Source organism: Streptomyces sp. B21-105, assembly GCF_036898465.1.
Classification (GTDB): domain Bacteria; phylum Actinomycetota; class Actinomycetes; order Streptomycetales; family Streptomycetaceae; genus Streptomyces.
Map to the genome: position 1 here is coordinate 306258 of NZ_JARUMJ010000001.1, position 26960 is coordinate 333217.

28 protein-coding genes and 3 pseudogenes are annotated in these 26960 nt (G+C 70.7%); 15 read left to right on the forward strand and 16 right to left on the reverse strand.

The annotated features are described in order from the left end of the window. Positions 1–102: 102 nt before the first annotated feature. Positions 103–822 carry a flavodoxin family protein gene (locus QA802_RS01090; protein ID WP_334517447.1) on the reverse strand — a complete coding sequence of 240 codons (720 nt, stop codon included), beginning with the start codon at positions 820–822 and terminating at the stop codon, positions 103–105. A gap of 458 nt (positions 823–1280) precedes the next feature. Between QA802_RS01090 and QA802_RS41430 the strand changes: the two are divergent. The 5 genes and pseudogenes from QA802_RS41430 to QA802_RS01110 all read left to right on the forward strand — a co-directional run. Beyond that, positions 1281–1349 (forward strand): annotated as a pseudogene (locus QA802_RS41430) (hypothetical protein); the annotation flags it as partial. 46 nt (positions 1350–1395) lie between these two features. Beyond that, positions 1396–1632 carry a hypothetical protein gene (locus QA802_RS01095; protein WP_334517449.1) on the forward strand — a complete coding sequence of 79 codons (237 nt, stop codon included), beginning with the start codon at positions 1396–1398 and terminating at the stop codon, positions 1630–1632. A 427-nt stretch (positions 1633–2059) separates the two neighbouring features. Next, entirely contained in the window at positions 2060–2488 is a 429-nt protein-coding gene (gene tnpA / locus QA802_RS01100; protein WP_334517450.1) for an IS200/IS605 family transposase, read from the forward strand. Next, positions 2485–3692, forward strand: a pseudogene (locus tag QA802_RS01105) (RNA-guided endonuclease InsQ/TnpB family protein). The gene tnpA and the pseudogene QA802_RS01105 overlap by 4 nt, the downstream one beginning before the upstream one ends. Positions 3693–3777: 85 nt before the next feature. Then, positions 3778–4074, forward strand: a pseudogene (locus QA802_RS01110) (EamA family transporter); the annotation flags it as partial. A gap of 174 nt (positions 4075–4248) precedes the next feature. Here QA802_RS01110 and gdhA read toward each other — a convergent pair. Continuing rightward, positions 4249–5595 (reverse strand): NADP-specific glutamate dehydrogenase, encoded by a 1347-nt coding sequence (gdhA, locus tag QA802_RS01115; protein WP_334517451.1) that lies wholly within the window; start codon positions 5593–5595, stop codon positions 4249–4251. Between the two features lie 281 nt (positions 5596–5876). On the opposite strand from gdhA, the gene QA802_RS01120 reads away from it, so the two are divergent. After that, positions 5877–6938 carry a GDSL-type esterase/lipase family protein gene (locus QA802_RS01120; protein WP_443042062.1) on the forward strand — a complete coding sequence of 354 codons (1062 nt, stop codon included), beginning with the start codon at positions 5877–5879 and terminating at the stop codon, positions 6936–6938. Positions 6939–7210: 272 nt separating this feature from the next. Here QA802_RS01120 and QA802_RS01125 read toward each other — a convergent pair whose 3' ends face one another. Next, positions 7211–7570, reverse strand: a complete 360-nt coding sequence (locus QA802_RS01125; RefSeq protein ID WP_334517452.1) for a hypothetical protein — start codon at positions 7568–7570, stop codon at positions 7211–7213. 222 nt (positions 7571–7792) lie between these two features. Between QA802_RS01125 and QA802_RS01130 the strand changes: the two genes are divergently transcribed. Then, the gene (locus tag QA802_RS01130) at positions 7793–7963 is read left to right on the forward strand and encodes a hypothetical protein (RefSeq protein WP_057577173.1); all 171 of its coding nucleotides are present in this window, start codon (positions 7793–7795) and stop codon (positions 7961–7963) included. A gap of 130 nt (positions 7964–8093) precedes the next feature. On the opposite strand, the gene QA802_RS01135 is transcribed toward QA802_RS01130, so the two are convergent. Beyond that, positions 8094–9062 carry a helix-turn-helix transcriptional regulator gene (locus QA802_RS01135; RefSeq protein ID WP_334517453.1) on the reverse strand — a complete coding sequence of 323 codons (969 nt, stop codon included), beginning with the start codon at positions 9060–9062 and terminating at the stop codon, positions 8094–8096. 63 nt (positions 9063–9125) lie between these two features. Between QA802_RS01135 and QA802_RS01140 the strand changes: the two genes are divergently transcribed. Further along, positions 9126–9563: a RidA family protein gene (locus QA802_RS01140; RefSeq protein ID WP_334517455.1), complete on the forward strand. Its 438-nt coding sequence runs from the start codon at positions 9126–9128 to the stop codon at positions 9561–9563. Between the two features lie 136 nt (positions 9564–9699). Here the strand turns inward: QA802_RS01140 and QA802_RS01145 are convergent, their stop codons facing one another. Next, positions 9700–10689 (reverse strand): aldo/keto reductase, encoded by a 990-nt coding sequence (locus QA802_RS01145; protein WP_334517457.1) that lies wholly within the window; start codon positions 10687–10689, stop codon positions 9700–9702. A 335-nt stretch (positions 10690–11024) separates the two neighbouring features. Between QA802_RS01145 and QA802_RS01150 the strand changes: the two genes are divergently transcribed. From QA802_RS01150 to QA802_RS01160, 3 genes are all read left to right on the forward strand, one after another. Beyond that, entirely contained in the window at positions 11025–11510 is a 486-nt protein-coding gene (locus tag QA802_RS01150) for a DUF2975 domain-containing protein (protein ID WP_334517459.1), read from the forward strand. Continuing rightward, complete coding sequence (locus QA802_RS01155) at positions 11510–11734, forward strand: helix-turn-helix domain-containing protein (protein WP_334517461.1); 225 nt, start codon at positions 11510–11512, stop codon at positions 11732–11734. Before QA802_RS01150 ends, QA802_RS01155 begins: the two co-directional genes overlap by 1 nt. Positions 11735–11812: 78 nt before the next feature. After that, a complete protein-coding gene (locus QA802_RS01160) occupies positions 11813–12535 on the forward strand; it encodes a VOC family protein (RefSeq protein ID WP_334517463.1) in 723 nt (240 codons plus the stop codon). Positions 12536–12637: 102 nt separating this feature from the next. Here the strand turns inward: QA802_RS01160 and QA802_RS01165 are convergent, their stop codons facing one another. Further along, positions 12638–12934, reverse strand: a complete 297-nt coding sequence (locus tag QA802_RS01165) for a hypothetical protein (RefSeq protein ID WP_334517464.1) — start codon at positions 12932–12934, stop codon at positions 12638–12640. A 132-nt stretch (positions 12935–13066) separates the two neighbouring features. Here QA802_RS01165 and QA802_RS01170 point away from each other — a divergent pair, with 132 nt between their 5' ends. Next, complete coding sequence (locus tag QA802_RS01170) at positions 13067–13921, forward strand: MOSC domain-containing protein (RefSeq protein WP_334517465.1); 855 nt, start codon at positions 13067–13069, stop codon at positions 13919–13921. Positions 13922–14023: 102 nt separating this feature from the next. Here QA802_RS01170 and QA802_RS01175 read toward each other — a convergent pair whose 3' ends face one another. After that, complete coding sequence (locus QA802_RS01175) at positions 14024–15199, reverse strand: nuclear transport factor 2 family protein (protein WP_334517466.1); 1176 nt, start codon at positions 15197–15199, stop codon at positions 14024–14026. Between the two features lie 95 nt (positions 15200–15294). Here QA802_RS01175 and QA802_RS01180 point away from each other — a divergent pair, with 95 nt between their 5' ends. Then, positions 15295–16248 (forward strand): LysR family transcriptional regulator, encoded by a 954-nt coding sequence (locus QA802_RS01180; protein ID WP_334517468.1) that lies wholly within the window; start codon positions 15295–15297, stop codon positions 16246–16248. A gap of 4 nt (positions 16249–16252) precedes the next feature. On the opposite strand, the gene QA802_RS01185 is transcribed toward QA802_RS01180, so the two are convergent. The 7 genes from QA802_RS01185 to QA802_RS01215 all read right to left on the reverse strand — a co-directional run bounded on the left by QA802_RS01185 (position 16253) and on the right by QA802_RS01215 (position 21194). Continuing rightward, on the reverse strand, positions 16253–16807 hold the full coding sequence (locus QA802_RS01185; protein ID WP_334517470.1) for a GtrA family protein: 555 nt from the start codon (positions 16805–16807) through the stop codon (positions 16253–16255). Between the two features lie 832 nt (positions 16808–17639). Then, on the reverse strand, positions 17640–18554 hold the full coding sequence (locus QA802_RS01190) for an SGNH/GDSL hydrolase family protein (RefSeq protein WP_334517472.1): 915 nt from the start codon (positions 18552–18554) through the stop codon (positions 17640–17642). A gap of 311 nt (positions 18555–18865) precedes the next feature. Then, positions 18866–19096 (reverse strand): translation initiation factor IF-1, encoded by a 231-nt coding sequence (gene infA, locus QA802_RS01195; protein WP_319168321.1) that lies wholly within the window; start codon positions 19094–19096, stop codon positions 18866–18868. Further along, positions 19093–19884: a GNAT family N-acetyltransferase gene (locus tag QA802_RS01200; protein ID WP_334517474.1), complete on the reverse strand. Its 792-nt coding sequence runs from the start codon at positions 19882–19884 to the stop codon at positions 19093–19095. Before QA802_RS01200 ends, infA begins: the two co-directional genes overlap by 4 nt. Positions 19885–20091: 207 nt before the next feature. Then, positions 20092–20229 carry a hypothetical protein gene (locus QA802_RS01205; RefSeq protein WP_334517476.1) on the reverse strand — a complete coding sequence of 46 codons (138 nt, stop codon included), beginning with the start codon at positions 20227–20229 and terminating at the stop codon, positions 20092–20094. Between the two features lie 71 nt (positions 20230–20300). After that, complete coding sequence (locus QA802_RS01210) at positions 20301–20501, reverse strand: hypothetical protein (RefSeq protein ID WP_334517478.1); 201 nt, start codon at positions 20499–20501, stop codon at positions 20301–20303. Between the two features lie 66 nt (positions 20502–20567). Further along, positions 20568–21194, reverse strand: coding sequence for a class I SAM-dependent methyltransferase (locus tag QA802_RS01215; RefSeq protein ID WP_334517480.1), 627 nt, complete (start codon positions 21192–21194; stop codon positions 20568–20570). 275 nt (positions 21195–21469) lie between these two features. Here QA802_RS01215 and QA802_RS01220 point away from each other — a divergent pair, with 275 nt between their 5' ends. Continuing rightward, positions 21470–21919 carry a spore-associated protein gene (locus tag QA802_RS01220; protein WP_334517482.1) on the forward strand — a complete coding sequence of 150 codons (450 nt, stop codon included), beginning with the start codon at positions 21470–21472 and terminating at the stop codon, positions 21917–21919. A 311-nt stretch (positions 21920–22230) separates the two neighbouring features. On the opposite strand, the gene QA802_RS01225 is transcribed toward QA802_RS01220, so the two are convergent. Then, complete coding sequence (locus tag QA802_RS01225) at positions 22231–22479, reverse strand: DUF3253 domain-containing protein (protein WP_334517484.1); 249 nt, start codon at positions 22477–22479, stop codon at positions 22231–22233. 201 nt (positions 22480–22680) lie between these two features. Here QA802_RS01225 and QA802_RS01230 point away from each other — a divergent pair, with 201 nt between their 5' ends. After that, positions 22681–23616, forward strand: a complete 936-nt coding sequence (locus QA802_RS01230) for a hypothetical protein (RefSeq protein WP_334517486.1) — start codon at positions 22681–22683, stop codon at positions 23614–23616. Positions 23617–23740: 124 nt separating this feature from the next. On the opposite strand, the gene QA802_RS01235 is transcribed toward QA802_RS01230, so the two are convergent. Beyond that, on the reverse strand, positions 23741–26908 hold the full coding sequence (locus tag QA802_RS01235; RefSeq protein ID WP_334517487.1) for an AfsR/SARP family transcriptional regulator: 3168 nt from the start codon (positions 26906–26908) through the stop codon (positions 23741–23743). Positions 26909–26960 lie beyond the last annotated feature (52 nt).

The window sequence follows — 26960 nt, forward strand, 5'->3', positions numbered from 1 at the left end:
CACGGAACACCGGCGGACGCCCGGCCAGGAGTCCGGCGTGGCGCGGTCCGAGCCGCTGCGAAACAGCTCGCGTCGCGCGGGTCCCGGGACCGGGACCCGGCTTCAGCGGTGCTCGGGGTTGTCGGCGTCCGCGCGGCAGTCCGCGTCCCATCGCGAACGCTGGTTGCCCTGGGCGGGGATACCCCCGGCGCGTTTGAGCAGGGCGGCCATGTGCATGAGGTTCCAGGTCATGAAGGAGGTGTTGCGGTTGGTGAAGTCGTTCTCGGGGCCGCCCGAGCCGGGGTCGAGGTACGACGGCCCGGGGCCGGCCGCACCGATCCAGCCGGCGTCCGCCTGGGGCGGGATCGTGTACCCGAGGTGCTGCAGGCTGTAGAGGACGTTCATCGCGCAGTGCTTGACGCCGTCCTCGTTGCCGGTGATCAGACAGCCGCCGACCCGGCCGTAGTAGGCGTACTGGCCTTGGGAGTTGAGCATTGAGGAACAGGCGTAGAGGCGCTCGACGACCTTCTTGGTCACCGAGCTGTTGTCGCCCAGCCAGATCGGGCCGGCCACGACCAGGATGTCGGCGGCCATCACCCTCTCGTAGAGCGCCGGCCACTCGTCGGCGGCGAAGCCGTGCTCGGTCATGTCGGGGTACACGCCGGTGGCGATGTCGTGGTCGACGGCCCTGATCTCGTCCGTCGTCACTCCCTGTGCGTCCATGATCGCGCGGCTTCTGTCCACCAGGCCTTGTGTGTGACTGAGCTGGGGGGACGGTTTGAGGGTGCAGTTGACGTAGAGCGCGGTGAGGTCGTCGAACCGGTGCGGAGAAGGTGTGTCCATGACGGGCAGCGTCTCGCGTGTACAGAAATTTGTCCCGGTTCGACGCGCCCACGGCTCAGGGGAATTCTCGGAACCCGCCCGAATCCCGTCACACGGCCGGTGAGAAACAGAGCGATTCGGCGTCCGCGCGATACAGGTCGTCGGTTCGTCGTGGGCTCATCAATTCACCGGCAGAGCGGTCCCATACCACCGAAGTCGCCCGCCGTCCGCCCAGGAACCGGTGAACGGAACGGGCCGGAGGAAGGACGGGGGCAACGCCCTGCGGACCTCTCCTCCCGGCAAGACCCCTCCTCCCGCCGAACCGTTCGCCGCAACCCGGTCTCGGGGTCCGGCACATGGGTGTCGTGGGCACTGTGTGCCAGGTGAAGGCCCTTCCGGGGGAAGGGGGGTGGTCGGCAGGCTCGAGGGTGTCGACCACTGCGGGTCGCCTCCGTCGAGCCCCTCCGGGAGAGACCAGAATGGACATCCGGCAACTCCGAACCTCTCACCGCCTGGCCGCGCCGGGGAGCACCACCCGGGCCGCGGCCGAACTGAACTGCGCGCAGTCCTCGGTGACCGCACAGATCCAGAGCCTTGAAGCGTCCCCGGGGGGCCGAGCGGTTCGGGGGCAAGGTGAAGCCGGCCCCGGCGGGGACGCGGCTGCTGCCCTACGCGGGGCAGACGCCGGCCCTGGCGGACGAGGCACGGGGCGCCGCGTCCCCGGACGCACAGCCCGAGGGCGTGCTGACCATCGGCGCCATGGAGAGCATCACCGCCGGCCGGAACGGCGGAGTGCCTGGATTTCATGAGCGGTCCGCATGCCGCTCATAAACGTATCGGCTTTATCCGATCGACGAAACAGACAGGAGTCATCTGCGAAGCCGAACGAGATTTACGGACTTCTCTATCGGGCCGCCTGAAGAATGTTGCGCAGTCTCAGCAATTCGGCAAAGAGAGTTCCTATGTCACAGGTCCGCAACCTCGGGCCGGACACGAATCCGGATGTGCCGCGAGGGCTCAACGAACTGTTCACGCGAGGCGGACTGCAGTACGCGGTCCCCCTCCAGTGACCCCCACTCCCCTTCCCCTTGGAAAGGCATCTCACCATCAGGACCTAGCCAGGGGACGCCCCGCTTTAGCGGGGTGGGGAATGGCTTCTGAGCCCTGCTCTGACCTCAACTGGGTTCACGGATCCGCACTGTTCACCTGAGCCCACCTCTCTGCCGCACTAGACCTGCGGCGCGTGTATAGTAATCGTGTGGCCGTGACCAGGAAGGTTCGCCGATTCTCCAGCGGCGTGTACGACCTCGGGCTCCACGTGGTGTGGTGCCCGAAGTACCGCCGTCCGGTCCTCGACGGCCGGGTCGCGGAACGACTGGACGAACTGATCCGGCAGAAGGCAGACGAACGCGGGTGGGAGATCATCGCCCTTGAGGTGATGCCCGACCACGTGCACCTGTTCGTGAAGCACGATGCGAAGTCGTCGGCGTCGTACGTGGCGAACCAGTTCAAGGGCTTCACCTCCCGCGTGCTGCGCGAGGAGTTCGGGCACCTGAAGTCACGGATGCCCACGCTGTGGTCGTCGTCGTACTTCGCTGCCTCGGCCGGCGCCGTGTCGCCAGCCACGGTCGAGAAGTACATCAACACCCAGTGGGAACGACCGTGGAAGAAGGGGGACGGCTCGTGATCCGCGCGTACAGTTCCTCCTGCGCCCCACGGCCCGTCAGACGGCAGCGCTCGGCGAGATGCTGCGGGATCACTGCTCCCTCTACAACGGCGCGCTGCAAGAGCGCCGGGACGCCTACCGGCACACCTCGAAGACCAGTGTCCGCTACGGCGACCAGTCCGCCCAGCTCAAGGAGATCCGCGCGTTCGATCCCGAGCGGCAGGGCCGCTGGTCCTTCTCCTCCCAGCAAGCCACCCTGCGCCGCCTGGACAAGGCGTTCCAGGCGTTCTTCCGCCGGGTCAAGGCCGGCCGGACGCCGGGCTGCCCGCGCTTCAAAGGCGTCGGACACTTCGACACCGTCACCTTCCCCAAGGACGGCGACGGCTGCCGCTGGGACTCCACCCCCCACGACGCGCAGACCCGCGTCCGTCTGCAAGGTGTCGGGCATATCCGCGTGCACCGGCATCGGCCCGTGCACGGCCGCGTCAAGACGGTCTCGGTGAAGCGTGAGGGGAACCGCTGGTACGTCGTCCTTGCCTGCGACGAGGTGCCCGCCGAGGAGCTGCCGCCTACCGGGGCGGTCGTCGGTATCGACATGGGCGTCGCCCACTTCCTGACCACCTCGGACGGCGAACACGTCGGCAACCCGCGCTTCCTTCAAGCGATGGCCGACGAGCTGGCCGAAGCGCAGCGGCACCTCGCGACGTTCCCCAAGCGGACCCGGCAGCGCACCAAGCGCCACCGCGCCGCCGCCCGGAAGGTCGCCAAGCTGCACGGCAAGATCAGGCGGCAGCGCGCCGACTTCCACCACAAGACCGCCCGCGCGCTCATCACCGGCCACGACGTGATCGCCCACGAGCGGCTCAGCACGGCGGGCATGACCAAAAGCCCCGCACCCAAGACCGACCCCGAACAGCCCGGCAGCTTCCTGCCGAACGGCGCTGCCGCGAAGGCCGGACTCAACCGCAGCATCCTCGACGCGGGTTGGGCGCAGTTCCTCGGAATCCTGGCGAACAAGGCCGAGAGTGCCGGTCGCCTCGTGGTCCCGGTGGACGCGCGCAACACCTCCCGCACATGCCCCGAATGCGGGCATGTCGCGAAAGAGAACCGCGCCACCCAAGCGAAGTTCGCATGCACAGCGTGCGGGTTCGCGGCGAACGCGGACCACGTCGGCGCGACGAACGTCCTCAACAGGGCCGGGCTGGCCCTCTGCGCGGCGGCTTAGCCGCCGACGCAGGAAGCCCGCGCGTTTACGCGTGGGTGGAGTCACGAGTACTGACACTCGGCCGACGGTCGAGCTGACCCTCGCCATGGTGCTCTCCGGCACCCTCGGCGTCTTCGTCATCGAGTCCCGCGCCTCGCCGTTCAACGTGGTCTTCTTCCGCTGCCTGTTCGGCACGGCGACGCTCGGCCTCTACTGCCTGGCGCGCGGCTTCTTCAAGAACCACGGCTTCGCCCCTAAGAAGCTGGGCCTGGCCGCCCTGGGCGGTGTCTTCATCGTCTTCAACTGGGCGTTCCTCTTCGAGTCGTACGAGGACACCTCCATCTCGGTGGCGACCGTCGTCTATCACACGCAGCCGTTCTACGTGATGCTGCTGAGCGCCGTAACGGTCGAGCGGGAGCCGCCTGGTTCCAGGGGCGTCCCCGCGGCGACATCGGCAGCCCGCCGTCCATGAACGGCGGGCCCGCGAGGCGGGCGACGCGGGACGGGCGCGCCGCACTGCGGATCCCGTTCCCGCCCCGCCCGGCATCCGGTCGCGCCGCGTCCCCGACGACCCGCGCTATACGACGCCCTGAGCGGTCATCGCCTCCGCCACCCTCAGAAAGCCCGCGATGTTGGCGCCCAGGACGTAGTCGTCGGGGGTGCCTCCGTATGTCTCCGCGGTGGCCCGGCACTGGGCGTGGACACCCCGCATGACAGCCGCGAGACGCGTCTCGGTCTGCTCGAAGGTCCACACGTCACGGGAGGCGTTCTGCTGCATCTCCAGCGCGGAGGTGGCCACACCGCCCGCGTTCGCGGCCTTGCCGGGGCCGAAGAGGACGCCCGCCTCACGGAAGACCTCGATCGCCTCCGGGGTGCACGGCATGTTGGCGCCCTCCGCGACGGCCAGGACGCCGTTCTTCACCAGGGCCCCGGCCTCCTGTCCGCCCAGTTCGTTCTGTGTGGCACACGGCAGCGCGATGTCGCAGGGCACCTCGAAGACCGAGCCCCGCTCGGAGAACCGCGCCCCGGGCTTGGCCTCCGCATAGGCCGACAGGCGGGCCCGCCGCACCTCCTTGACCGTTTTCAGCAGGTCCAGGTCGATGCCGTCCGTGTCGGCCAGGAATCCGGACGAGTCCGAACAGGCCACTACGGATCCGCCAAGGGCGTGCACCTTCTCGATCGCGTAGAGCGCCACGTTGCCCGAGCCGGAGACCACGGCCTTGCGGCCGTCGAGCCCGTGTCCGCGCGTGGCCAGCATCTCCTGCGCGAAGTACACCGCGCCGTAGCCGGTGGCCTCCGTCCGGGCCTGCGAGCCACCCCAGGAGACCCCCTTGCCGGTCAGGACCCCCGCCTCGAAACGGTTGGTGATCCGCTTGTACTGGCCGAAGAGGTAGCCGATCTCGCGCCCGCCCACCCCGATGTCACCGGCGGGGACGTCGGTGTGCTCGCCCAGGTGCCGGTACAGCTCGGTCATGAACGCCTGGCAGAAACGCATGACCTCGTGGTCGCTGCGGCCCTTGGGGTCGAAGTCCGAACCGCCCTTCCCGCCGCCGATCGCCAGACCGGTCAGCGCGTTCTTGAAGATCTGCTCGAAGCCCAGGAACTTCACGATGCCGAGGTTGACGCTCGGGTGGAAGCGCAGACCGCCCTTGTAGGGGCCGAGCGCGCTGCTGAACTCCACCCGGAATCCCCGGTTCACCTGGACCCGCCCCGCGTCGTCGACCCACGGCACCCGGAAGATCAGCTGCCGCTCGGGCTCGCACAGCCGCTCGGCGATCAACGCGTCGACGTACTCCGGATGCGCCTGCAACGCCGGCGCCAGCGTGTGCAGCACCTCTCCCACCGCCTGATGGAACTCGCTCTCACCGGCGTTGCGCCGGCAGACCTGTGCGTAGACGGCCTCGATGTGAGCACTGGGGTTCATGCGCGCCTGCTCTCCTGTGGTCCGCCAGGCACTCACCTTGTCCAGCGTGCCCGGCCGCTGTCCTGACAACGAATACGGACGCCAGGGGTCGCTGTGTCAGCGAAGAAGGTCACCGATATCGGCGGACGGATCCGGTCGGACACGGCACCGTCCCGACCCGTCCGAGATATTGACGTGCCAGCGTCAACAGTGGCTTGATAAACGGTACGCGGATATGGGAGCGCTCCCACGCCGCGCGCACCGCACTCCCGCTCCCGCCCCCACTCCGGGAAGGAAACCCCGTGCGCAGCAGCAGACATCGTCCCCTCCTGGCCACGTTCCTGGCCGCCCTGGTCGTGGTCGCCGCAGGCCCAGGCCTGACCGGCGCCCCGTCCGCCGCCGCCTCGGCAGCGGCGGCCCCGGTACGGATCATGCCGCTCGGCGACTCCATCACCGGCTCCCCCGGCTGCTGGCGTTCCCTGCTCTGGAACCAGCTGCAGAACGCCGGTTACACCGACATCGACTTCGTCGGCACACTGAACGCCCAGAGCTGCGCCCTCACGCACGACGCCGACAACGAAGGCCACGGCGGCTTCCAGGCCACCGCGACCGCCGACCAGAACCTGCTGCCCGGTTGGCTGGCGGCAACCCGGCCGGACATCGTTGTCATGCACTTCGGCACCAACGACGTCTGGAGCAGCATCGCGCCGGACACCCTCCTCGCCGCGTACACCAAACTGGTCGGCCAGATGCGGGCCGCCAACCCGTCGATGAAGGTGCTGGTCGCCCAGCTCATCCCGATCAATCCGAGCAGCTGCGCCGAGTGCGCCGCCCGTACCGTGGCCTTCAACCAGCGCATCCCAGCCTGGGCGCAGGGCATCACCACCGCGCAGTCGCCGGTGACCGTCGTCGACCAGTGGACGGGCTTCGACAGCGCCACCGACACCTACGACGGCGTCCACCCCAACGCCTCCGGCGACGCCAAGATGGCGGCCCGCTGGTACCCGGCGCTGTCGTCCCTGCTCACCCCGGGCGACCCCGGCGACCCCGGGGACCCCGGCAGCGGCGGCTGCTCCGCGGCATTCCGGGCCGTGTCGGTGTGGCAGGACGGCTACCAGGGCGAGGTGACGGTCACCAACACCTCGTCCACGGCGGCGATCTCCTCCTGGACGGTGAATCTGACGCTCCCGGCGGGCAGCCGGGTCACCCAGGTCTGGAACGGCGCGCAGACCGGGACGACGGTACGCAACGCCGGATGGAACGGGACGGTGCCGGCTGGGGCGAGCACCACCTTCGGCTTCCTCGCGAGCACCTCGGCCGCGGCGGGCACGCCATCGGTGACGGCCGCGTGCTCGGCGTCCTAGATGTACTGATCACGAGCGTGGTCGACACCGGCGGGTCTTGAACAGGGCGGAGACCTCCGATGCGGTGGAGCTGTCCGGGAACACACCGCACGGAGGTCTTCGTGTCCCACCGTGCAGCCGGGCTCTGGCCGTTCAGCGCAGGCGGCTGGTGAACACGGCGGGCATCGCTTCCGCACGACCGGGCGGGAGGTCCGCCACTTCGGTGAGGCGGGTGCGGTGGGCGTCCGGACCGAACGGGCTCGATGGACCTTGATGGACAGTGTCCTGCCCGGTCACTTCGGGTGGTGCAACCACCGCTGGAGGGCGGCGTTGACGCTGCCGGACAGGGCGCTGAGCTGTTCGATGGCGTCGCGGTCCTCGGGGCGGGGCGGGATGCCTGCCGCGGTGAGCGCCGCGTGCAGGTCGAGACGCCGATGGTCGCGGGGGCTGATGCCGATGCTGAGGCGCTCGGCGGGGTTGGGCGGCGGCAGCAGGTGTGCGTCGGCGCCCTGATCGTAGTCGTCCGGGGCGGCCGGCCAGAGCGCTTCGGTCGCGTCGACGGCGTAGGGGTCGACGTAGGCATGGGGGGCGACGTGAGCGTGGGCGGCGACGTAAGCGTGGGGGGTGAAGTGTTCGGGGGCAGTGGTCGTCACGTTGGTCTCCTCACCGGCGTCTGCTGGTTCTGCTGGACAGGAGGCGCGCAAGGTCCACGGCGGTTGCGGTGCCGGCCCCGAATCACGCTGACGGCGTCATCGGCGGCTCATCCTCTGGTCCGACCGGCGGCCCGGTACCCGCAAGAACGGTGAAGAAACCAGGGGAAACCACTGCGTGTTCTTCGATTTGCCGGGCACGAGGACCATCGGAGGTTGATAACTATGGTTCCCCTGCTTCTCGTTCTTCTGCTGGCCCTGGTCCTCTTCGGTGCGGGTTTCGCGCTGAAGGCACTGTGGTGGATCGCCGTCATCGTGCTGGCCGTCTGGCTGCTCGGCTTCGTCATGCGCAGTGCGGACACCGGCGGCCGCAAGGGCCGCTGGTATCGCTGGTAACCTGCCGGCAGCCGGTCTGTGGGCCCCGGGAAGACCCCGGGGCCCACAGTCATGTCCCGCCGCCGCACCACCTCGCCGGGAGACCCGGCCGCCTTGAGCGGCGCCTCGCAGGACGACCGCTCACCGCCGCTCACCGTTCGTAGCGGCGGGCGATCGCGGCGGCACGCTCCCGCAGTGAGTCGCGCAACCAGCGCGGGGCGAGGACCTCGGCGTCCACGGCGAGCTGCCACACCGCCCAGTCGGCGTGCCTCGCATCCTGGAAGGTCGCCTCCAGTCGCAACCAGCCGTCCGCGTCCGTCACTTCGGCGACGACAGCCAACGCGGTGCCCACCAGCTCCTCCCGACGTGTCGGGCTCACCCGTACCAGCACGGTGACTTGGTCGCCGCCGGTGCGAAACCGTGTGCTGCGTTCCCGCCAGACGCGGTCCAGATCGATCCGGTCGGGTCGTCGTGCCGGTTCGGCGAGTTCCTCTGCGGCAAGGAGCCGGGACAGCCGGTAAGTGCGCTCCGTGCCGGACCGCGTGGCCAGCAGGTAGCCCTGGTCGCGTACTGTGACGAGGCCTATCGGGTCCACCGTGCGCCATTTCGGACTCTGGCCGACGGCCGCGTAGTGGATGCGCAGCCTGTGTCCGGCGAACACCGCCCGCCGGACCTCGGTGACCACGGTGTCGGGCACCTCCTCGGCGACCAGCCGGCGCGCGAGGAGGTCGGTCTCGGGGTCGATGAGCACGCGCTGAGCCGCGCCGGCAGCGGTGGCCCGATGGCTTTCGGGCAACGCGTCGACCACTTTGCGCATGGCCGAGGCGAGCGCCCCGCCGAGGCCGAACGCCTGCGCGCCGGGGCGTGATCCGGCGACCAGCAGGGCGAGTGCCTCGTCATGGTTCAGTCCGGTGAGCTCCGTCTGGAAGCCGGGCAGCAGGGCGAATCCGCCGCGCCGACCACGCTCGGCGTAGACCGGGACGCCGGCTGCGGACAGCGCCTCGATGTCGCGCAGCACCGTGCGAGTGGACACCTCCAGCTCGCGGGCCAGCGTGGTCGCGGACAGCCGGCCGTGCTGCCGGAGAAGCAGCACCAGCGATACCAGACGGTCGGCGCGCATACGGAAAACCCTACCGGTATACGCGACACACGGTGTCATGTATACCTTGCGAGGCTTACCCGCATGACATGGACCCATCGCCCGCAAGAGGCGCTCCGCACAGCTCCCGCCCTGGTCAACCCGGCAGGTCTGCACGACCCGACGCCGTTCGGATACAGCCATACCGCCGTCGTCCCCGCCGCAGCCGAACTGGTGCTGGTCGCGGGTCAGTACGGGTCGGGCCCGGACGGCGCAGTCGTCTCGGCCGACTTCACCGAGCAGGTGCGGCAAACGTTCCACAACATCGGCGTCGCTCTTGCCGCGCACGGGCTCGACCTCAGCCACGTCGTCCAGCTCAGGACGTACGTGGTGAACCATGACGTCAGCAAGCTGGGGCCGATCGCCGCGGCCGTACATGAGGGTTGGGGTACGGAACCGCCCACGCAGACCCTCATCGGTGTGGCGGCCCTGGCCGCGCCTGACGTCCTGTTCGAAGTCGAAGCCCTGGCCGCCAGAGCCTGACTCCCGGTCGCCACGTCGGGTTCCCGGGCAGGTCACTCGGGCCGGACGACCGTCGTGCGCGTCCTGGTCGCCCCGGCCGGCAGCGGACACCACGGGACCCGTCGGGGTCCCGTGGTGCGCCTGCTCGGTCGGGGCATCAGCGGTTGACGCTCCGCATCCCCGCCTCGTCGTATCGCTGACCCGCCGCCTCGGGCAGCTCCGCGTCGATGCGGGCCAGGTCGTCCTCGGTCAGCGCGACGGCCGTCGCGGCGGCGTTCTGTTCCAGGTAGGTGCGGCGCTTGGTGCCCGGGATCGGCACGAGGTCCTCCCCCTGGGCCAGCACCCAGGCGATGGCCAGCTGGGCCGGAGTCACCTCCTTCTCGGCTGCGATCTCCTTGACCTTCTCCGCCAGCCGCAGGTTCGCCTTCAGGTTGACGTCCTGGAAGCGCGGGTTCTCGCGGCGCCAGTCGTTCGCGTCCAGCTCGTCCAGCGAGGCGAACCGTCCGGCGAGGAAGCCGCGGCCGAGCGGCGAGTACGGGACGAAACCGACGCCCAGCTCACGGCAGGCGGGCAGCACCTCGGCCTCCACGTCCCGTGACCACAGCGAGTACTCGCTCTGCACCGCGGTGATCGGGTGAACGGCGTGGGCGCGCCGGACGGTGTCCGCGCTCGCCTCACTCAGGCCGATGAACCGCACCTTGCCCTCGGCGACCAGTTCGGCCAGCGCACCGACCGTCTCCTCGATGGGGACGTTCGGGTCGACCCGGTGCTGGTAGTAGAGGTCGATGTGGTCGGTGCCCAGTCGCTCCAGGGAACCGTGGACCGAACTGCGGACGTGCTCGGCCGAGCCGTCCTGGGGGCCGACCGTGCTGATGTCGCCGGGTACCGCGTCGTCCATCCGGTAGTTGAATTTCGTCGCGATCACATACTCCTCGCGATGCCCCCGGATCGCCTCGCCGACGAGTGACTCGTTGGTGAGGGGCCCGTACATCTGCGCGGTGTCGAGGAAGTTCACCCCGAGCTCCAGGCCGCGCCGGATGGTCGCGATCCCCTCCTCCTGATCGGTGGATCCGTAGAAGGCGGACATACCCATGCACCCCAGGCCGACGGCCGATACCTGGAGGTCCCGCAGACTGCGCTTCCGCATGCCGTATCCCAGCCTTTCCCTGCGTACTCGTTCGTCGTCCGGACGCCACGAAACCCACGCCCTCATCCATCAACCGATGGATTCCACCGCTCGGCATCCCGTGAGAGACCGGGCGGCACGGGTTCGTGTGCCGCGGCGTCCGCGACGCTACGCCTTGGAGCGCACTCCAGCGCAAGCCGCCGTCCAGGGGCCCTGTCCGGGCTCCGGATGGGCCTCACCATGGGCGGACCACCGCCGATCCACCCCGGCCCTCGCCCGCCCAAACCCACCCAGCTCTTGCCCGATCGATCGAATAACGATAGATTTCCATCGCTGCTCGATGGAAGGATGGGGTCGTGGGAAAGCTGACCGTACGTGCGCTGCGCGCCGTGCTCGTGGTGGTGCTCGCCGGCACCGTGTTCGTACAGGCGTCGATGGTGTGGGCACTGGCCACCGACCCGGAGGACGGGTCCCTGCCGTTGACCCCGTTGCGCGTGATCACGATTCTGGGCATGGCGACGGTTCAGTTCGCCGTCGTGTGCGTATGGCGACTGGTGACGATGGTGCGTCGCGGAACCGTGTTCTCCCACTCCGCCTTCCGGTACGTCGACGGCGTGATCGGCTCGATCGTGGCGGCCGCCCTCCTGTGGTTCGCGGTGACGGCCGTCAACGCGCCCGGCCAGCGGGACGACCCGGGCGTCACCCTCATCATGGGCGGGGTCGGCGTGGCCATCCTGGGGATCGCGCTCATCGTGCTCGTGCTGCGGACGCTGCTCGTCCAGGCCGTGGCGCGCGACGTCGAAGCGGTGCGGATGCAGGCCGAGCTGGACGGGGTGATCTGATGCCGATCTCCGTCGACATCGACGTGATGCTCGCCAAGCGGAAGATGTCCGTGGGCGAACTGGCGGACCGCGTCGGGATCACGCCCGCCAACCTCGCGGTGCTCAAGAACGGCCGCGCACGGGCCGTGCGCTTCGCCACGCTCGCCGCGCTCTGCGAGGTGCTCGAGTGCCAGCCGGGCGACCTGCTGCGCTGGGAGACCGAGGACGCCGCCGCAGGCGGTTGACACAGTCGGACGACGACTCCGGGGCAGGCCGTGAAAAGGGGTGCTCGCAACGTCAGTGGATGGGAGACACTCGGGGGCATGACCAGTCGACTGTTCGCGATCTGCTTCAACGCCGCCCGGCCGTCCGATCTGGCGCGATTCTGGTCCGGGGTACTGGGCTGGGAGTCGGCCGACGGTCCGGGCGACGACGTCGCGATCCTGCCCCCTGATCCCGCCGGATTCCGTATCCGTTTCCTGCCCGGCCAGGAGCCGAAGTCCGGCCAGAACCAGGCGCACTTCGACCTCACGAGCACCTCCCCGAAGGATCAGCGACTGACCGTGGCCAGGGCCCTGGAACTCGGCGGGACCCACATCGACGTGGGCCAACTCCCGGAAGAGGGGCACGTGGTGCTCGCCGATCCGGAAGGCAACGAGTTCTGCGTCATCGAAGCGGGCAACACGTTCCTCGCCGGCACCGGCTTCATCGGGGCACTGGCCTGCGACGGTACGCAGGATGTCGGCTACTTCTGGAGCGAGGCGCTGCGGTGGCCGCTGGTCTGGGACCAGGACCAGGAGACCGCGATCCAGTCGCCTGACGGCGGTACGAAAATCACTTGGGGTGGTCCGCCGGTGGCGCCGAAGACGGGTACGAACAGGCTGTACTTGGAGCTTGCGCTCCCCGCCGACGCCGATGGCGAAGCGGAGACGGAACGCCTGATCTCGCTCGGCGCGAAGCGCACCGACAGCGGTGAGGGCGGCGGCGGCCGACTGCGCATGCTCGACCCGGACGGCAATGAGTTCGCCGTACGGGGGCTTCGGTAGCGGGGGTGTCGTCGGCGTGCCGTGCCGCACGGGTGTTCGCCCAGGAGGACCGGGGCCTGGGCGGTGCCGCCTGCCCGGTGACCGAGCGGCGACACCGCCGGCTCAGGACTCGCCCGTGACCTCGGAGGCATCGCCGGCACCGGCATGGGACGCCTCGTCCCGCGCCATCCCGAGAAAGCGCCGGACGGCTTCGACCGGCATGTCCAGCCCCTCGGACGCGGCGTGCTCGTCGCCGAACACCTGCACGGCCTCGGTGACGGCCACGGCCAGTTCGATCTCAGCCTTGCGGACCTTGGCCTCGGCCTTGTCCACGGTGTCCACCACCGCAAGCTGACGGCGCTGCTTCTCCTGCAGCCTCTGCTTGCGGGAAAGGGTCTTGTCGGAGTTCTGCACAGACATGATCAAGATCATAATCGGTGGACCGCGCGTCCCTGAACTCGGCTGCTCCCCTGCGCTGTTGAAGCCGGTGCCGTGCGGGCCGGGGAGGGACCGGCCTTGCCCTGCGCCGACCCGGCTCCGGATACTGTGCCGATGACACCGGCACGATCGACACCACCGGGAGTGGTCGACCGGCTCCTGCGCTATCCGGTGAAGTCGATGCTCGGGGAGGAGATCCCCCTCACCGACGTCACCCCAAGGGGGCTCGACCAGGACCGCCGACTGGCCCTGGTCGACGAGGAGACCGGCAAGGTCGCCAGCGCCAAACACCCCCGCCTGTGGCGCCGTCTGCTCACCATGACGGCGACGGCCGGGACGTCCGCGGTACGCATCACCGCATCGGACGGCAAGGAACTGTGCTCGACGGACCCGGGGGTGAACTACGCGCTGTCAAAGATCGTCGGCCGCCCCGTCCTGATCACCGACACCCCGCCGCACGAGGCGATCCTCGACCGTGCCCACCCCGAAGAGGTACTGCGCCAGGACGACACGCGGCAGCCGGTCAGCACGCGGACGAGCCGCATCGGCATCGGCTCCCCGGAAGGAACCTTCTTCGACTTCGCGCCCGTCCACCTGATGACGACGTCGACGCTGGCCCGGATCGCTGGACTCACCCCGCACGGCGACGCCCGGGCGGAGCGCTACCGCCCCAACATCGTGATCCGCACTCCTCACGAGCAGGGCTTCCCGGAAGACGACTGGCTCGACCGGACCCTGCGCGTCGGGGCCGACCTCGTCCTGCGCGTCATCGCCCGCACCCCGCGCTGCGCCATCCCCACGCTGGCCCACGGCGCCCTGCCGGCGGACACGGCGGCTCTGCGCGTCCTGGCCGAGGAGCATCGGGTCACCCCGATGGCGTCGATGGGAGCGCAGCCCTGCGCCGGCGTGTACGCCCAGGTGCTGCGCCCCGGTCGGATCGTGCTCGGGGATGCCGTCCGCTGGTCCTGAGCGGGGCGACGGCGAGCAGCCGATCCACGGCCGGTGCCTCGGTCGGCACGAACGCCCGCCGCAGGTCGCCCGTGCCGGCACGGCGCGCAGCCGTCGGCGCACTCAACTGCGCCGGTGATAGGCCTTGTTGGCGATGCGCCAGCCGTCGTCGACGCGGACCAGCAGGAACATGTCGGTGAAGGTGTCCACGCCGTGCGAGAGCGTCATGGTCGCGGTCGCGACGGTGCCGTGCACGTCGATGGTGTCGATCCGGCGAGACCGGTTCGGTTCGTCGGGGGCCGGCCGGCCGGGGAAGAGGGCGCAGTACTCGTCCAGCGGCCACGAGACGAACGCGCCGTCCCGGATCCCTTCGATGTGGGCGGTGGGCAGGAAGGCACGGTGGAAATGGGTGGGGTCGCCGGTGGCGTGACCACGGATGTAGGCGCGGAGCGGTTCGAGGACGGCGTCCTGCACGGCGGGGACCGTCGCGGCGACGGCGATGTCGGACTCGGGATCGCCGGCGGCGTCGAGCAGCCTGGCCGCGCTGTGCAGAGGGGTGTTCGAGGCGGCGGTCAGCAACGTCAGGTCCTTGGCCAGCGCACCGATGGTGAATTCAGCGCTGAGCGTGTCCGACTCGCCGACCAGAAAGGGTCGTTCGACCAGGAAGGGTCGTTTGCGGGCCACGAGCGCGCCCAGCTGGCCGAGTTCGAGGACGTCCAGCGTCTGGGCGCGGGGCAGGCCGAGGGCGTCGGACTGACGCAGTGAGTCGCGCAGCGCGAGGACGGCGCCGGCGAGGCCGTTGTTGGCGATCAGCTTGAGCGACGCGGCGGTGGCGGCGTCGTCGACGCGGCGCACGGTGCCGAGCGCGTCGAGCACGGGCCGGGTCCGTTCGAAGGCGTCCTGGCCGGCGGCGGTGAGAATCTGCAGGGCGCCCGCCGAGGCAGCGGGGACGGAGCCGAGCACGGGCGCGTGTACGTAGGATTCGCCGAACTGCCGTGCCAGCTCCGATGCTTCGGCGGGAGCGATGGTGCCGGTGTTCAGCACGATCGTGTCCGGTCGCAGCGAGCCGCGGACGTCGTCGAGGACCTTCCGGCAGGCCGGACCGTCGAACAACGCCAGGAGCACGAGGCCGGCTTTCGCCACGGCCTCGTTCACATCGGTGGTCGTGCGTACGGCGCCTGACGTGCGCCCGGAACGTGTCCAGCCGACGACGTCCCAGTCCTCGGCGGCCAGTCGTGTCGCCATCGCGTCGCCCATGCGGCCCAGACCGAGGACGGCGATCGTGTGCGGTGAGGTCATGCACGCCAGGCTCCTGCCCGGCCGTGCATGCGACAAGCGCAGATCTCGCAGCTCAGCCCTGCGTGACATGCATACCGGATGGTCATACTGGTGCCATGGATCTGACGGTGTGGCGGACCTTCGTGACGGTGTGCCGGCTCGGGTCGCTGTCGGCGGCGGCTGCCGCGCTCCATCACACGCAGTCGGCCGTCTCGCGGCAGATCGCCGGACTGGAGCGGCAGCTCGGAGTGCCGCTGATGGAACGCCATGCGCGCGGGATGCGTCCGACGCCTGCCGGCGAGGTGTTCCGGCGCCATGCTCTGGCCACGCTCAACGAGGCCGACCGCGCCATTCGTGCCGTACGGGAGGCCGGTGCGGGAGCGTACGACCGACCACTGGCCGTCGGCGCAACGCCGTCCCTGGCCGCGGGAGTCGTCCCCGAGGCCATCCGGGACCTGCTGAGAGACACCGGATCGCTGCGGTGGAGCCTGCTGCCCGGCCTGAGTGCGGCACTGCACGACCGCGTGATCGCCGGCGATCTCGACATCGCCGTCGTGACCGACGCACCGCCGGGACTGCCCGAGGAGCCACGGCTCGAACGCCGGTTCCTCGGGCTGGACGACATGGTCGTCGTGGTGCCCGTCGGGCATCCGCAGGCCGGGCACGGTCCGGTGCGCATGCAGACGCTCGCCGATCAGACCTGGGCCGAGGACAACGACGGCTCGGCCGCGCTCTTGCACCAGCATGCCGCCCGTGCCGGAGTCAGCGCCCGCATCGATCTCATGGCAGCCGATCTGCCCGGCAAGCTGGCCCTGGTCGCCACCGGTCATGCCATCGCGCTGATCCCCGGGGTGCTGATGGGCACGCTGCGACCCGACGTCACCGCCGTGGCTCTCGTCGACCCCCCGACCCGCGGCGTCTACACGATCACGCCGCGTCGCGATCCCCACCCCGCCGCGGCGTCCCTGTCCGACCGGCTCGCCACAGCCTTCGCCGGGGCCCCGGCCGGCTCGAGCGGGAACCGGCCGACCTGGACGGACGCAGCCCCGGGAGGCACGCTCTCCGGCTGAGCGGTCAGGCTGCGCGGCAGAGCGTCGCCGGGTCGGTCGGAGCCGCGCCGCGGGTGGCTGCCGGACGCACGGGACGGGCCGCGCCGGCGGCGTCAGTGGCCCGCGGGCCGCCGTGCGCGGGGCCCGCGGCGTCCGAACGGTTGCGGGCGAAGACCACGAGCCGGAGCACCGCGAAGCGCGCGATACCGGCGAGTCCCGTGGCGGACAGGTACACGATCTGTTCGAGCACCACACCGGGCGTCGCCACCGACTGCCGCAGAACGAACATCGCCACGCAGGTCACCGCGTACGCGGCTGCCGCGGACCCGGCCGACTGCGCATGCTGCCGCCTCGTGGCGGGTCCGCCGGCACCGAAGGTGAAGCGGGCATGCAGCTCGGTGGCGAGGAGCGTGGAGACCACGGTGGTCACGGCGTTGGCCAGGACCCAGGGCGTCCAGGAGGCGAGCGCCGCCACTGCGAAGCTCGAGGCGATCCCCACTCCCCCGCCGCACAGCACGAAGCGCACGAAAGCGGCGAAGGCGTCGGACATCGCCCGATCTTTGCTCCGTGCTGTTTCCATGACCCCCCGCCCCGTTGCCCGATCACCGTTGTGTAACGCGCGCTTCCCGGCCCCCAAGACCCTTGCCCCCTCATTCCTCATGCCGGAAACGCTACGTTGCATTCATACTTTCGGCAACTGATTTACCCCAAGGGAGCGCAGTATGCGCAGGTGAACGTGATGAAAATGTTGCAATGATGCCGCACTAACGCAACCCATCCTGCCCTTCGTTGCAACGAGCAGGGGTGAACGCTACACCGGGGGCTCCGGCCTGGCAGGGGGCGGGGCTGCCGCCGGTCCCACCCAAGCGGAACCGACTCGCGTCTCACCAGAGCCGTGCTCGGGCGCAGCAGCCACCCGGGGTTCGGGCTCAGCGCCTGGCGCCGCATCTGTCGGCTGCCGGCCGACCGCATTGCCGACGGGCGTTTCCCGGGGGTTTCCCGTTGCCCGATCGGCCGGTCGACGTCTGTCCGTCGACAGGGCGGTCGCACCGTCGGCAGGCTGCTGTTGATCACGCCTGCCCATGCATCGAGAACACAGGAGAATCATGTTCGGCAAACACGTCAAGGCAGCCATCATGTCCGCCGCGCTGGCCACGGTGCCGGCCGGAACGCTGGCCGCTCCCTCCGCACAGGCGGCTCCGTCGGCAGCGGCGGCGGAATGCGGCGTCCGGGCCCACGACGGCCTGCTGTGGTGCGGTAACCGCGGTGACGCACCGACCCGGCTGCAGCCGGTCCACGAGAGCCCCTTTCGAGGTTTTCGAGGACGAGACCGGCGGCGGAGACCGGCTCGGCGCCCCCGGAGGGCCTACCCTCCGGGGCCTGCCGGCCGGGCGACACCGCCGCCCTTCCTGTCAGTGGCTTCCGTGCCGGCGTGACAGGCGCTTGAGCACCGCCCCCGCCATGGCTTCCTCACCCTTGGCGTTGGGGTGTGCGGGTGCGGCGGGCGAGGTGGGCCGCAGCGGTTCGATCCACCGCTGGTCCGCGGGCTTGCACATGTCGTGACCGACGGTCGGGCCGTAGGTGTCGACGTACTCCGCGCCGCTCCAGCGCGCCACCAGACGCAGCATCAGGTTGAGGCGCTTACCGGTGTCGCGCAGGTAGGGGAAGTCGCGCGTGGCGAACGGCACCGAGGGTGCGCAGCCGCTGCCGTCGTCGGGCAGCAGGTCCGGGTAGCCGACGACGAGGACGCGGGCATGCGGCGCCCTGTCGTGCACGGCCCGCAGCACCCGGGCGACCTTCGGCCCGGTCTTGGCGATCGCCACGGTGAGCTCGTCGACGCCCGAGGCGCTGTAGTGGCGCTGGCACGGATTGCCGGTGGGGTCCTGCGGGGCCAACTGGGCGCAGGTGCCGATGATGGAGCCGAAGCCGATGTCGTTGCCGCCGATCTGGACGGACACGATGTCACTGTTGCGGCCCACGGCGTCGAGCTGAGGGCTCTTGGTTCCCTGCGGTTTCCACATGTGCTCGGTCGTGGCCCCGCCGCAGCTGACGTCCTTCAGGACGGCCGTGCGCAGCCGACCCGCCACGAGGGACGGGTAGTTGTGATCGGAGCGGGCGCAGTAGGCGTCCACCTGTCGGGGAATGAGGGGACCGGAGGTGTAGGAGTCGCCGAGCGCGACGTATCGCGTCGTGCCTCCCCCGCCGTGCGCCGCGGCGGGTGTCGCGGAGGCGGCCACCAGAGCGCAACTGCCCAGCGCCGCAAGCAAGGTGACGCCCTTTCTGCCACGACCGACAGCCGTTCTCCCCGTACGCGCGTCGTGCTGCATCGAGCCTCCCCCTGGTCACCCACGCCCACCGGCGACGCCGTCCGGACGGCCGTCGTTCCGTTCGACCAGGCTTGTATACCGCCGAGTAGGCCATGGGGGCCAGCACCGGGAACGAACCTTCTCCCGCCGAGCCGCGGCGACCTGGTCCCTCCCGCGCGGTTCCTTGGGACTGCGTCACGCTCGTGGCGGAGCGCCCCGTCGTCGAGGCCCCGGTCACGAAATCGCCGCGACCGGGGCCTCGCTGTCGGCCGGCGCAGGAGGTGCCGACTACGAACAGTTTCTGTCGGCTACAACCGGTTGCCGGCCGGCCGTTACGACTGGTTCCGGTACCGGAACACGATCCGGCCGCGGGACAGGTCGTACGGCGGGAGCTCCACCAGCACCCGGTCCTCCAGCAGGATCTTGATGTAGTTCTTGCGGATCTTCCCGCTGATGTGTGCGAGCACCTGGTGGCCGTTGTCCAGCTCCACGGTGAACATGGCGCTGCGAAGGCACTCGACGATCCTGCCCTCGACTTCGATGACGTTCTTGTTCTTGGTCATCGCACCAACTCCAGGTTGCTGCTCACCGGTCGGGCGCAGACGCCCTCGAACAGCGCCGAGGCTGCCTGGTTGGACTCGTGGACCTCGGTCCACGCCTCGGCGAACCCGGAACGGTGCTGTGTCTCCAGCGCGTGGGCCAGCAGCGCCCGCGCGATGCCGCGGCGCTGCTCGCCGGCCCGGACCGCGATCAGTCCGATGCGCGGCCGGATCGCCGTCACCACCCGGATGAGACCCAGGTAACGGTCCGGCGCCGCGGCCACCGCGTACTTCGACGGGTCGACGACGGTGTCGCCTTCCGGATGGGGAATCACCTCCGCGGGCATCGACTGCCACCCGACGGTCGCCTCGACCTCGTCACGGATCGCGCGGTCCACGGCTCGGAGCAGACCCTCGTCCGCGTGACCGGCGGGCACGATCGTCACGCCAGGGGGCGGCAGGACCGCTTCGAGCCCGGTGACCCGCGGGTCGGTCGGCACGGCGTACTCCCACTCGCGGCGGCGGATCGTGAACCCGGCCCGCCGCCAGCCGGCCGTCAGCTCGATGTCCGCCTCGTCGACGACCGTGTACAGCGGCGCCGGCAGTGCCGCCAGCATCGCTTCCGCGAGGCGGTCGAAGACGGCGCCGTGCCAGGCGTCGACGCTGACGAACAAGCGTCCGTCGGGCCGATGCCCCGCATGCCCGCGACCGACCACCAGGTCGTCGTCCAGTGCGTGCCATTGCCGTTCCGCTACGCGCGTGATCGTCACCGCGTTCGCGCCCGGGCCTGATGTGAAAGGTTTCGTGTTCATCGGAGTCTCCCTCCAGGAGTGCCTCGATCTCAGGCGCTCCTGGCGACACCGAACGTCAGCCGCCGGACCGTGACGGGATGGGGGAGCACCCATGGGTAACTGTGTTCACGGGTCTCACCTCCATACGACGACTTCACGGTCCACCGCGAAAGTAACAGCGGGGCGTCGCTTCGCTCAAACCCTTTTCCGACCGTGCGCGAGTCCTCCTTATGAGTCGGTCCAGCCGATCGGGTGGCCCGACGCGTCTGTGGTGAGCCAGGATCCGTCACCGAGGGGCCGCAGGTCGTAGGAGTTGTCCGTGCGTGCGTCGAACCCGGCGCGCACCTGTCCCAGGTGCGCGTCCACGCGGTAATGGCGGAACCACTCCTCCTCGTCCTCGGTTTCGCCGCCCAGAGTGACGATGACGGTGTCCGGGCTCAGGTAGCCGCCGCTCCATCCACGTAGACGTGCGCAAGGCCGGCGGCGACGGCGTGGTCGACGACGTCCTCGTCGGCGGACGGCCGGCAGACCAGGACCGGCGACAGCACGCCCCGGTCGCCGGCAGCCAGGTCATAGGCGCAGATGCGTCCGTCGACGAGCCGGGTGATCATCTGCTGGGAGCGAGGGATGCGATCCACGCCTGGCAGGTCAGGGCCTGTCCCGGCCGGGACACTCCTCGGGCCCGGCCAGGCACCGGGCCAGGGTCAGGCGACGGGGCGGGCGTGGACGCTGACCGCGTAGCCGCCGCCGGGGCGGTAGGGGTCGCCGGACCAGGTGGCGAAGCGCTGCCGAAGCGTCAGTCCGGCGTGTGCGCACCAGTCGTCGAACTCCTCCAGCGTCACCGTCGGTTCCGGCAGCGGCAGGTGCTGCGCGTCCAGTCCCATACCGGTGATCAGAAGCCCGCCGGGGCGCAGTACGTCGGCGAGCTGCCGCACGACGGCCGGTTCGGTACCGGGGGCCAGCAGGGGGATGACGTTTCCGGCCGCGAGCGCCAGGTCGAAGCCGGGTTCCAGACCGAGGCCGTCCAGGTGTGCCAGGTCACCGTGGATCCAGTCCTGTGCGGGGGCGTGGCGGCGGGCGACCGCGAGCATCGAGCGGTCGACGTCCACGCCCGTGCAGCGGTGCCCCAGCTCGGCGAGCCGGATGGCGATCCGCCCGGTGCCGCAGCCGGCGTCGAGTACTCGGGCGGCGGGCTCCAGCAGCGCGTCGCAGAAGGCGGCCTCGCCGTGGACGTCCTGTCCTGATTCGGCCAACCGCGCGAACCGCCGGGCATACTCCTCTCCGGCTTGCCCGCCTGTCAGTTTCGCCCAACGGTCGTCCTGGCTGCTCATGGTCTGCGTACCTTCCGGTGGAGCCGAACAGAACGGTGCTACGCACATTCTTCTTCCTCGACGTCCTGCTCGACGCCCTGCTCGACGTCCGGCTCACCGTGTCGGCGCGCGATCGGCGGCTCCACTTGGGAAGGCGGCTCTGGTTGCGTCCCAATTCGGCCTGTCGTGCCGCGAGTTATGGCTGAAAACCCCGGTGAATCCGACACAACCATCCACATGGTCCGTGGGTCACATAAGGCAGGAGTAACCAACTCGTAAGATCACAAGGGGGAAATATGCGCTTCACTCGCTCCATGCTGGGCGCCGCGGTGCTGGCGACTCTGTCGCTGGGGGCCACGACCGCTCTGGCGGCACCGGCGTCCGCCGCGCCCAACACCACGCCGCAGAAGGTCTGCGGAAGCAGCTACAAGACCGTGAACTCCGCGCCCGTCGGTTCGCTGGGCACGGTCTACCTGACGTACAACGCCGCCAACGGCAAGAACTGCGTCACGACCATCCGCAGCAACCCCGGTACCGCCCTGGACATGTCGGCGTGGATCTACGTCCCCGCCACCGACAACAGCGACGATGACTACGGGCGGTACACGTCCTACGCGGGTCCGACGTACATCTACGGCAAGGGCCAGTGCGTCGACTGGGGCGGCTACATCAAGAACGTGTACGTCCAGGTGTCCGGCTCCAACTGCGGCTCGCTGCGGGAGCACCGGGTCACCTACACCCGCTGACACCCGTTCCTCCCGTCCGGCCGCCACGTCCGGTGTGACGGCGGTCCTGTCCTGCGGGGATCGCCCGTCGACGGCCGGCGGACCGCGTCATGCCGCAGGCCGCAGGCCGCACAGGAGGTGGTGTCGGCTCGGCTCGCCCTGGTGGAACCCGCGCGGTTCCGCCAGGGCGGCGGCACACACCGTCCGCACGCCGGACCCGGTCCGCGCGCCGCAGACTTCGCGGCGAGCGCGCCCGCAGGACGGTTCCGTGCCGAGTTCGCGCCGGAGGCGAACCGACCCTAGGGCGCGCCCGATCCCGGACGGCTGTCCGCTCAGCGAATGCGACGGCGGCGGCGGATCCGGATGGGGCCCCGGGCCGCTGCCGGCTCGACGGGGCGGCCGGCCTGCGTGATCTCCACCTCGCCGGCCGCGACCAGCCGCCGGGCCGCACGACGTGCCGGTTCCATGAGCGCGCGCCAGCCGTCGTCGCCCCCCTTCTGCACCGCCCGCGCGGCGTCGGAGGGGCAGATGGTGGCCGTCGGGCCGCGTCGCTCCGGCAGCTCCAGGATCGCCCGCTCCAAACGGCGGCCGACCTGCCGTTCGATGTCCGGTCATACCGCTATTGTCCGCCCCGGTTGTCCGCCGCTGTCGTCCGCCGCCGGGAAGCGTTCGGGACGGGTGGCCGACGAGTGTCACGGATCCCCGTGAGGGGGAAGACTGCGGACATGGGTGATGTGCTCAGCAGCGGCCCGGACCGACCACCGTGGAGACCGTCGCGCCGGATGCTTCTCGCGGCCGCGGCCGTCGTGTCGTCCGCTGCGGTCGTCATGGCGGTCGTGGCCGTGAACGGGCCCGACGGTCGAGGCCCGCGCGCTCCCGAGAGCCCGTCGGCGGCGGCGTCCTCCGGCAGCGCGTTTCCGCACGGCCCGGACGCGCCCGTCGGAGCGGGACAGACGCCCGGCCTCGTGATCGCGGGCATACCGCTGCCCCGGGGCGCGACGTTGATCAAGCGTGACCGCTCAGCGGGCGCGGGACCGTGGACCGTGGTCCTGCGGCGCTCGGACGGAAGCGGGTCTCTGGGACGGCACGGCGCGGTGGTCACGTTCCCCGTGGCGGCGCCGTCGGCAGGACGACCGGTCCGGGTCGGCGGCGTTTCGGGGAGGGCTTCGGCGCGGGAGATCACCTGGCCGGTCGAAGGATCGTACGCCCGGGTCCGGGGCGATCTGCCGCGGTCCGAACTGATCGCCGTCGCGGCCGCGACCCGCGTCGCATCGGGACGCCCCCGCGTCGTCGCACCGCGCGGGCTGTCCGTAACGGCCACGGACACCCTGTGGCCGGCTCACATGAACGAGACCCGCTACAGCTCCCGCGCGACAGGGGAGACCGACGAGCTCTCCGGCGGCCTGACCTTCACCGGCGTGGCCCGATGCGGCGGCTTCGAGGACGCGCTGTACGCCACCGGCGTCCGGGCGGCAGGGACCGTGCACGGCAGACCCGCGGTGCTCACGTCGGCGTTCGGCGGCAACGGCGCACTGGCCTGGGAGCCTGCGCCCGGTGTCGTGGCGTACGTCGGCTACAGCGGCGCGCAACTCGACCAGGGAGCCGTCGACGCCCTGCGCCGACTGGCCGAGCGGACACGTCTGTTGAGTCCCGGTCAGTGGCGGGCCACCGGTCCTTGGACGAGCGACCAGACCAACGATCTCGGCCGGGCCGACTGAGTCACTGCCCGACTGTGCGCGCCGGCGAGCCGGGGCAAGGGCGGCCCGGACGTCGCGAGTGGACCGAGCCGGCCCGGACATCGCGAGTGCACCGAGCCGGGAACGGACCTGTCCGGTCACCGTGCTAGCCGGCCGTTACGGACAGGAGCGTCTTGCGCGTTTCCTCCGCGCGTGGAGATCCCATTGCGGTGTAGAGCGACAGCGCCTGGTGAAGGTGGTCGACGGCCTGCGACACCTCCCCCCTGCCCTGCCGGACGCGTGCCGCGCCGATGTGCGCGCGGGCCTGTTCTTCCTGCTCACCGATACCGCCGGCCACTTCCAGCGCTGACGCGTGCGCCTCCAGTGCCTCGGTGTGTCGCCCGGCGCCGTGCAGAGCCTCGCCGAGGCCGTTGAGGGCACCCGCCTCCCCGTAGGGTTCCCCGGTCCGCCTGAAGTGGCCGAGGGCCTGCCGCTGGTGCTCGGCGGCCTCCTCGTACGCGCCCTGGTGGCACAGCGCGTCCCCGAGGTTGGACAGGGCGTGCGCCTCACCGCCGGTGTGCCCGAGCCGCCGGAAGACAGTGAGCGCCTGCTCGAAGCGCCCGGCCGCGGCCGCGTGGTCGCCCAGGCGTGCCAGCACGATCCCCAGGTTGCCGAGGGCGCTGGCCTCCCCGACCGCGTGACCCGTCCGCCGGTACAGCGCCAACGCCTGCTGGTACCGCTCGATGGAGGCCTGGTAGTCCTCGAGCAGTTCCTGCACGATGCCCAGGTTGTTCAGCACGTCGGCCTCGCCGTGCGCGTCACGGACGGCGCGGAACAGTTCGACCGCCTGCTCGTGGTGGTCGGCCGCGTCCTGGTAACGGCCCTGCAGCTCGTGCAGTACGCCGACGTTGGTGAGATGACGCGCCTCCCCCGCCTGATAGCCCACCCGCCGGCACAGCGCCAGCGCGTCCGCGTGGTGCCGGTGGGCGCTCTCGTAGTCTCCGAGCCGCCGGTGCACCGCGCCGACACCCACCAGGACGTCGACCTCACCGGCGACGTCCCCCACCGCGCGGGCCGCCCGCAGGGCGTGGGTGTGCACGGTCAGTGCGTCGGCGAAATGCCCCGAGCGCTCGTAGTGGCGGTGGAGCGTGGTGGCGATCCGCACGGTGTGCCGGGAAGGCCCGGGCTCCTCGGTCCGGGAACACAGGGCCACCAGGGTGTGCTGCGAGGCACCCAGCCAGGCGCGGCATTCGTCGGCCGTGCGCAGCGGCGGCAGACCGGTGCCGGGCGCCTCGACGACGGGCCGCAGATGCCGTTCGGCTGGGTACAGCACGTCCATGGCCGCCGCCGACGCCGCAAGGCAGTGGTCCAGGAGCCGGGTGAGGGCGGCGTCGCACTCCGCCGCGCCGTCGTGCCGGCGCCCGAGGTCCGCGGCGTAGGCGCGCAGCAGATCGTGCATGGCGTGACGGTCGGGGCCGCTGCGGCGCACCAGGTGCGCGCGGGCCAGGACGTCCAGGGACCGCCGCGTCCGTTGCACGGTCTCGCCGGCCAGGGCGGCGGCCGAGTGGGCGTCCATGTCGGGCCCCGGGTGCAGGCCCAGCAGCCTGAACAGGCGCGCCTCAGGCTCGGGAAGACGGTCGTAGGACCATGAGAACACGGCTCGTACGGCCGCCCGGGGGTCGCCGTCGCCGGAGTCCAGCACCTCCAGACGCCTGCGGTGGTCCCGTAGTTCCTCCACCAGGTGGGCCAGGGGGTCCTGGGGGCGTGACAGCACCAGTTCGGCCGCCACGCGCAGGGCCAACGGCAGTGACCCGCACTGCTGCGCCAGGGCGGTGGCCGCGGCGTGGTCGGTGTCGACGCGGGCTCCGATCAGGGCGCGCAGCAGGGTGTGCGCCTCCGGCGGGGAGAGGACGTCGAGGACGACGCGGTGCGCGCCGTAAACCGACACCAGGGACGACAGCGAGTCCCGGCTCGTGATGACCACTTTGCACGTCGGGCTCCCGGGCAGCAACGGACGCACCTGTGCGGCGGAGACCGCGTTGTCGAGGAGGACGAGCAGACGCCGTCCGTCGACCGCCGTGCGATAGCGCGCCGCCCGGTCGTCGAGCCTTTGCGGTATGTCCCGGCCGGGCACGCCCAGGGCGGTGAGGAACCCGGCGAGGGCCTGAGCGGCGGAGACCGGCTCGTCGGGGTCATAGCCTCGGAGGTCGACGTAGAGCTGTCCGTCGGGGAAGGCCTGACGGACCTGGTGTGCCCAGCGCACGACCAGCGCGGTCTTGCCGACGCCCGCGGTGCCGGACACGGCGGAGACGACCACGGCAGCCCCGGGCGCCCTCGCGCCCGGGCGGTCCCCGTCTATCAGGCACCGTGTGAGTTCGGTCAGTTGCTGCTCCCGCCCGCTGAAGTGGCTCGTGTCCATGGGAAGTTGTGCGGGTATCGGGAGGTGGGCCGCACCGGGGGCGTAGCCGAGGGCCGCACTGGAGGCCGCGCCGGCCGCCGTGCCGGCGGCCGAGGCGGGAGGGCCGGCAGCGGGCGGCGCGGATCCCGTACCCGGCGGCCCGACCCGTCCGGCGTCGCGCAGCATCTCTTCGTACGCCGTCTGCAGTTCGGCGCCCGGAGCCACACCCAGTTCGGTGCGGATCCGGGTGCGGATCACGGTGTACGCGTGCACTGCCTCGGCGGCTCTTCCGGCGGCGGCCAGGCTGCGGATCACCGCCACGGCGAGCGGCTCGCACAGCGGATGCTCCGTCAGCAACGGCTGGAGAACAGCGGGCACGTCCTCGGGCGTGGCCTGTCGCAGCAGGGCTCGGGCCCAGGCGAGAGCCGCCTCCACGCGCTCCTGCGTCCAGGCGGCCCGCGTGTGCTCCGCCCACACGCCGGGAATCCCCGCCAACGGCGCTCCGCGCCACAGCCGCAGCGCCTCCCCCAGGACGTGTGCGCGGCGGGTGTCGGGCAGGTGCGGCTCGCGTCCCTGCGCGACGAGCGAGCGGAAGCGCAGCAGGTCGACGGTGTGCTCGTCCCCTTCCAGAACGTAACCACCGGCGGTCCGGCGGATGACGATCGGCGCAAGGGGCGTCTTCGCACCGGCGCCGCCTGCCGTGGATTCCGCGCCGTCAAGGAGCCTTCGCAGGCGGCTGATGTGCGAGTAGAGAACCGAACGGGCTCCGTCGGGCGCGGCGGTGTCCCAGACCCGGTCCACCAAGGTGTTCACGGACACGGGCCGTCCGGTGTCGGCCGCCAGCGCCGCGAGGACCGCTCGCCGCCGCGGCTGCCCGACGTCGACCGCCCTTCCCGCGATGCGCAGTTCCAGGGGTCCCAGCAGGTGCAGGTTCATCGTGCCTCACGCGGAGCAGGTGGTGGAACGGCCCGTCGGCGACGCGGATTCT

Excerpts from the sequence above, each read along its gene's own strand:
- QA802_RS01090 (WP_334517447.1), bottom strand. The coding sequence starts at position 822 with ATGGACACACCTTCTCCGCACCGGTTCGACGACCTCACCGCGCTCTAC.
- gdhA (WP_334517451.1), bottom strand. The coding sequence starts at position 5,595 with ATGAACCCCAGTGCTCACATCGAGGCCGTCTACGCACAGGTCTGCCGG.
- QA802_RS01130 (WP_057577173.1), top strand. The coding sequence starts at position 7,793 with ATGGTTCCCCTGCTTCTCGTTCTTCTGCTGGCCCTGGTCCTCTTCGGT.
- QA802_RS01135 (WP_334517453.1), bottom strand. The coding sequence starts at position 9,062 with ATGCGCGCCGACCGTCTGGTATCGCTGGTGCTGCTTCTCCGGCAGCAC.
- QA802_RS01140 (WP_334517455.1), top strand. The coding sequence starts at position 9,126 with ATGACATGGACCCATCGCCCGCAAGAGGCGCTCCGCACAGCTCCCGCC.
- QA802_RS01145 (WP_334517457.1), bottom strand. The coding sequence starts at position 10,689 with ATGCGGAAGCGCAGTCTGCGGGACCTCCAGGTATCGGCCGTCGGCCTG.
- QA802_RS01155 (WP_334517461.1), top strand. The coding sequence starts at position 11,510 with ATGCCGATCTCCGTCGACATCGACGTGATGCTCGCCAAGCGGAAGATG.
- QA802_RS01160 (WP_334517463.1), top strand. The coding sequence starts at position 11,813 with ATGACCAGTCGACTGTTCGCGATCTGCTTCAACGCCGCCCGGCCGTCC.
- QA802_RS01165 (WP_334517464.1), bottom strand. The coding sequence starts at position 12,934 with ATGTCTGTGCAGAACTCCGACAAGACCCTTTCCCGCAAGCAGAGGCTG.
- QA802_RS01170 (WP_334517465.1), top strand. The coding sequence starts at position 13,067 with ATGACACCGGCACGATCGACACCACCGGGAGTGGTCGACCGGCTCCTG.
- QA802_RS01175 (WP_334517466.1), bottom strand. The coding sequence starts at position 15,199 with ATGACCTCACCGCACACGATCGCCGTCCTCGGTCTGGGCCGCATGGGC.
- QA802_RS01180 (WP_334517468.1), top strand. The coding sequence starts at position 15,295 with ATGGATCTGACGGTGTGGCGGACCTTCGTGACGGTGTGCCGGCTCGGG.
- QA802_RS01185 (WP_334517470.1), bottom strand. The coding sequence starts at position 16,807 with ATGGAAACAGCACGGAGCAAAGATCGGGCGATGTCCGACGCCTTCGCC.
- QA802_RS01190 (WP_334517472.1), bottom strand. The coding sequence starts at position 18,554 with ATGCAGCACGACGCGCGTACGGGGAGAACGGCTGTCGGTCGTGGCAGA.
- infA (WP_319168321.1), bottom strand. The coding sequence starts at position 19,096 with ATGACCAAGAACAAGAACGTCATCGAAGTCGAGGGCAGGATCGTCGAG.
- QA802_RS01200 (WP_334517474.1), bottom strand. The coding sequence starts at position 19,884 with ATGAACACGAAACCTTTCACATCAGGCCCGGGCGCGAACGCGGTGACG.
- QA802_RS01215 (WP_334517480.1), bottom strand. The coding sequence starts at position 21,194 with ATGAGCAGCCAGGACGACCGTTGGGCGAAACTGACAGGCGGGCAAGCC.
- QA802_RS01220 (WP_334517482.1), top strand. The coding sequence starts at position 21,470 with ATGCGCTTCACTCGCTCCATGCTGGGCGCCGCGGTGCTGGCGACTCTG.
- QA802_RS01230 (WP_334517486.1), top strand. The coding sequence starts at position 22,681 with ATGCTTCTCGCGGCCGCGGCCGTCGTGTCGTCCGCTGCGGTCGTCATG.
- QA802_RS01235 (WP_334517487.1), bottom strand. The coding sequence starts at position 26,908 with ATGAACCTGCACCTGCTGGGACCCCTGGAACTGCGCATCGCGGGAAGG.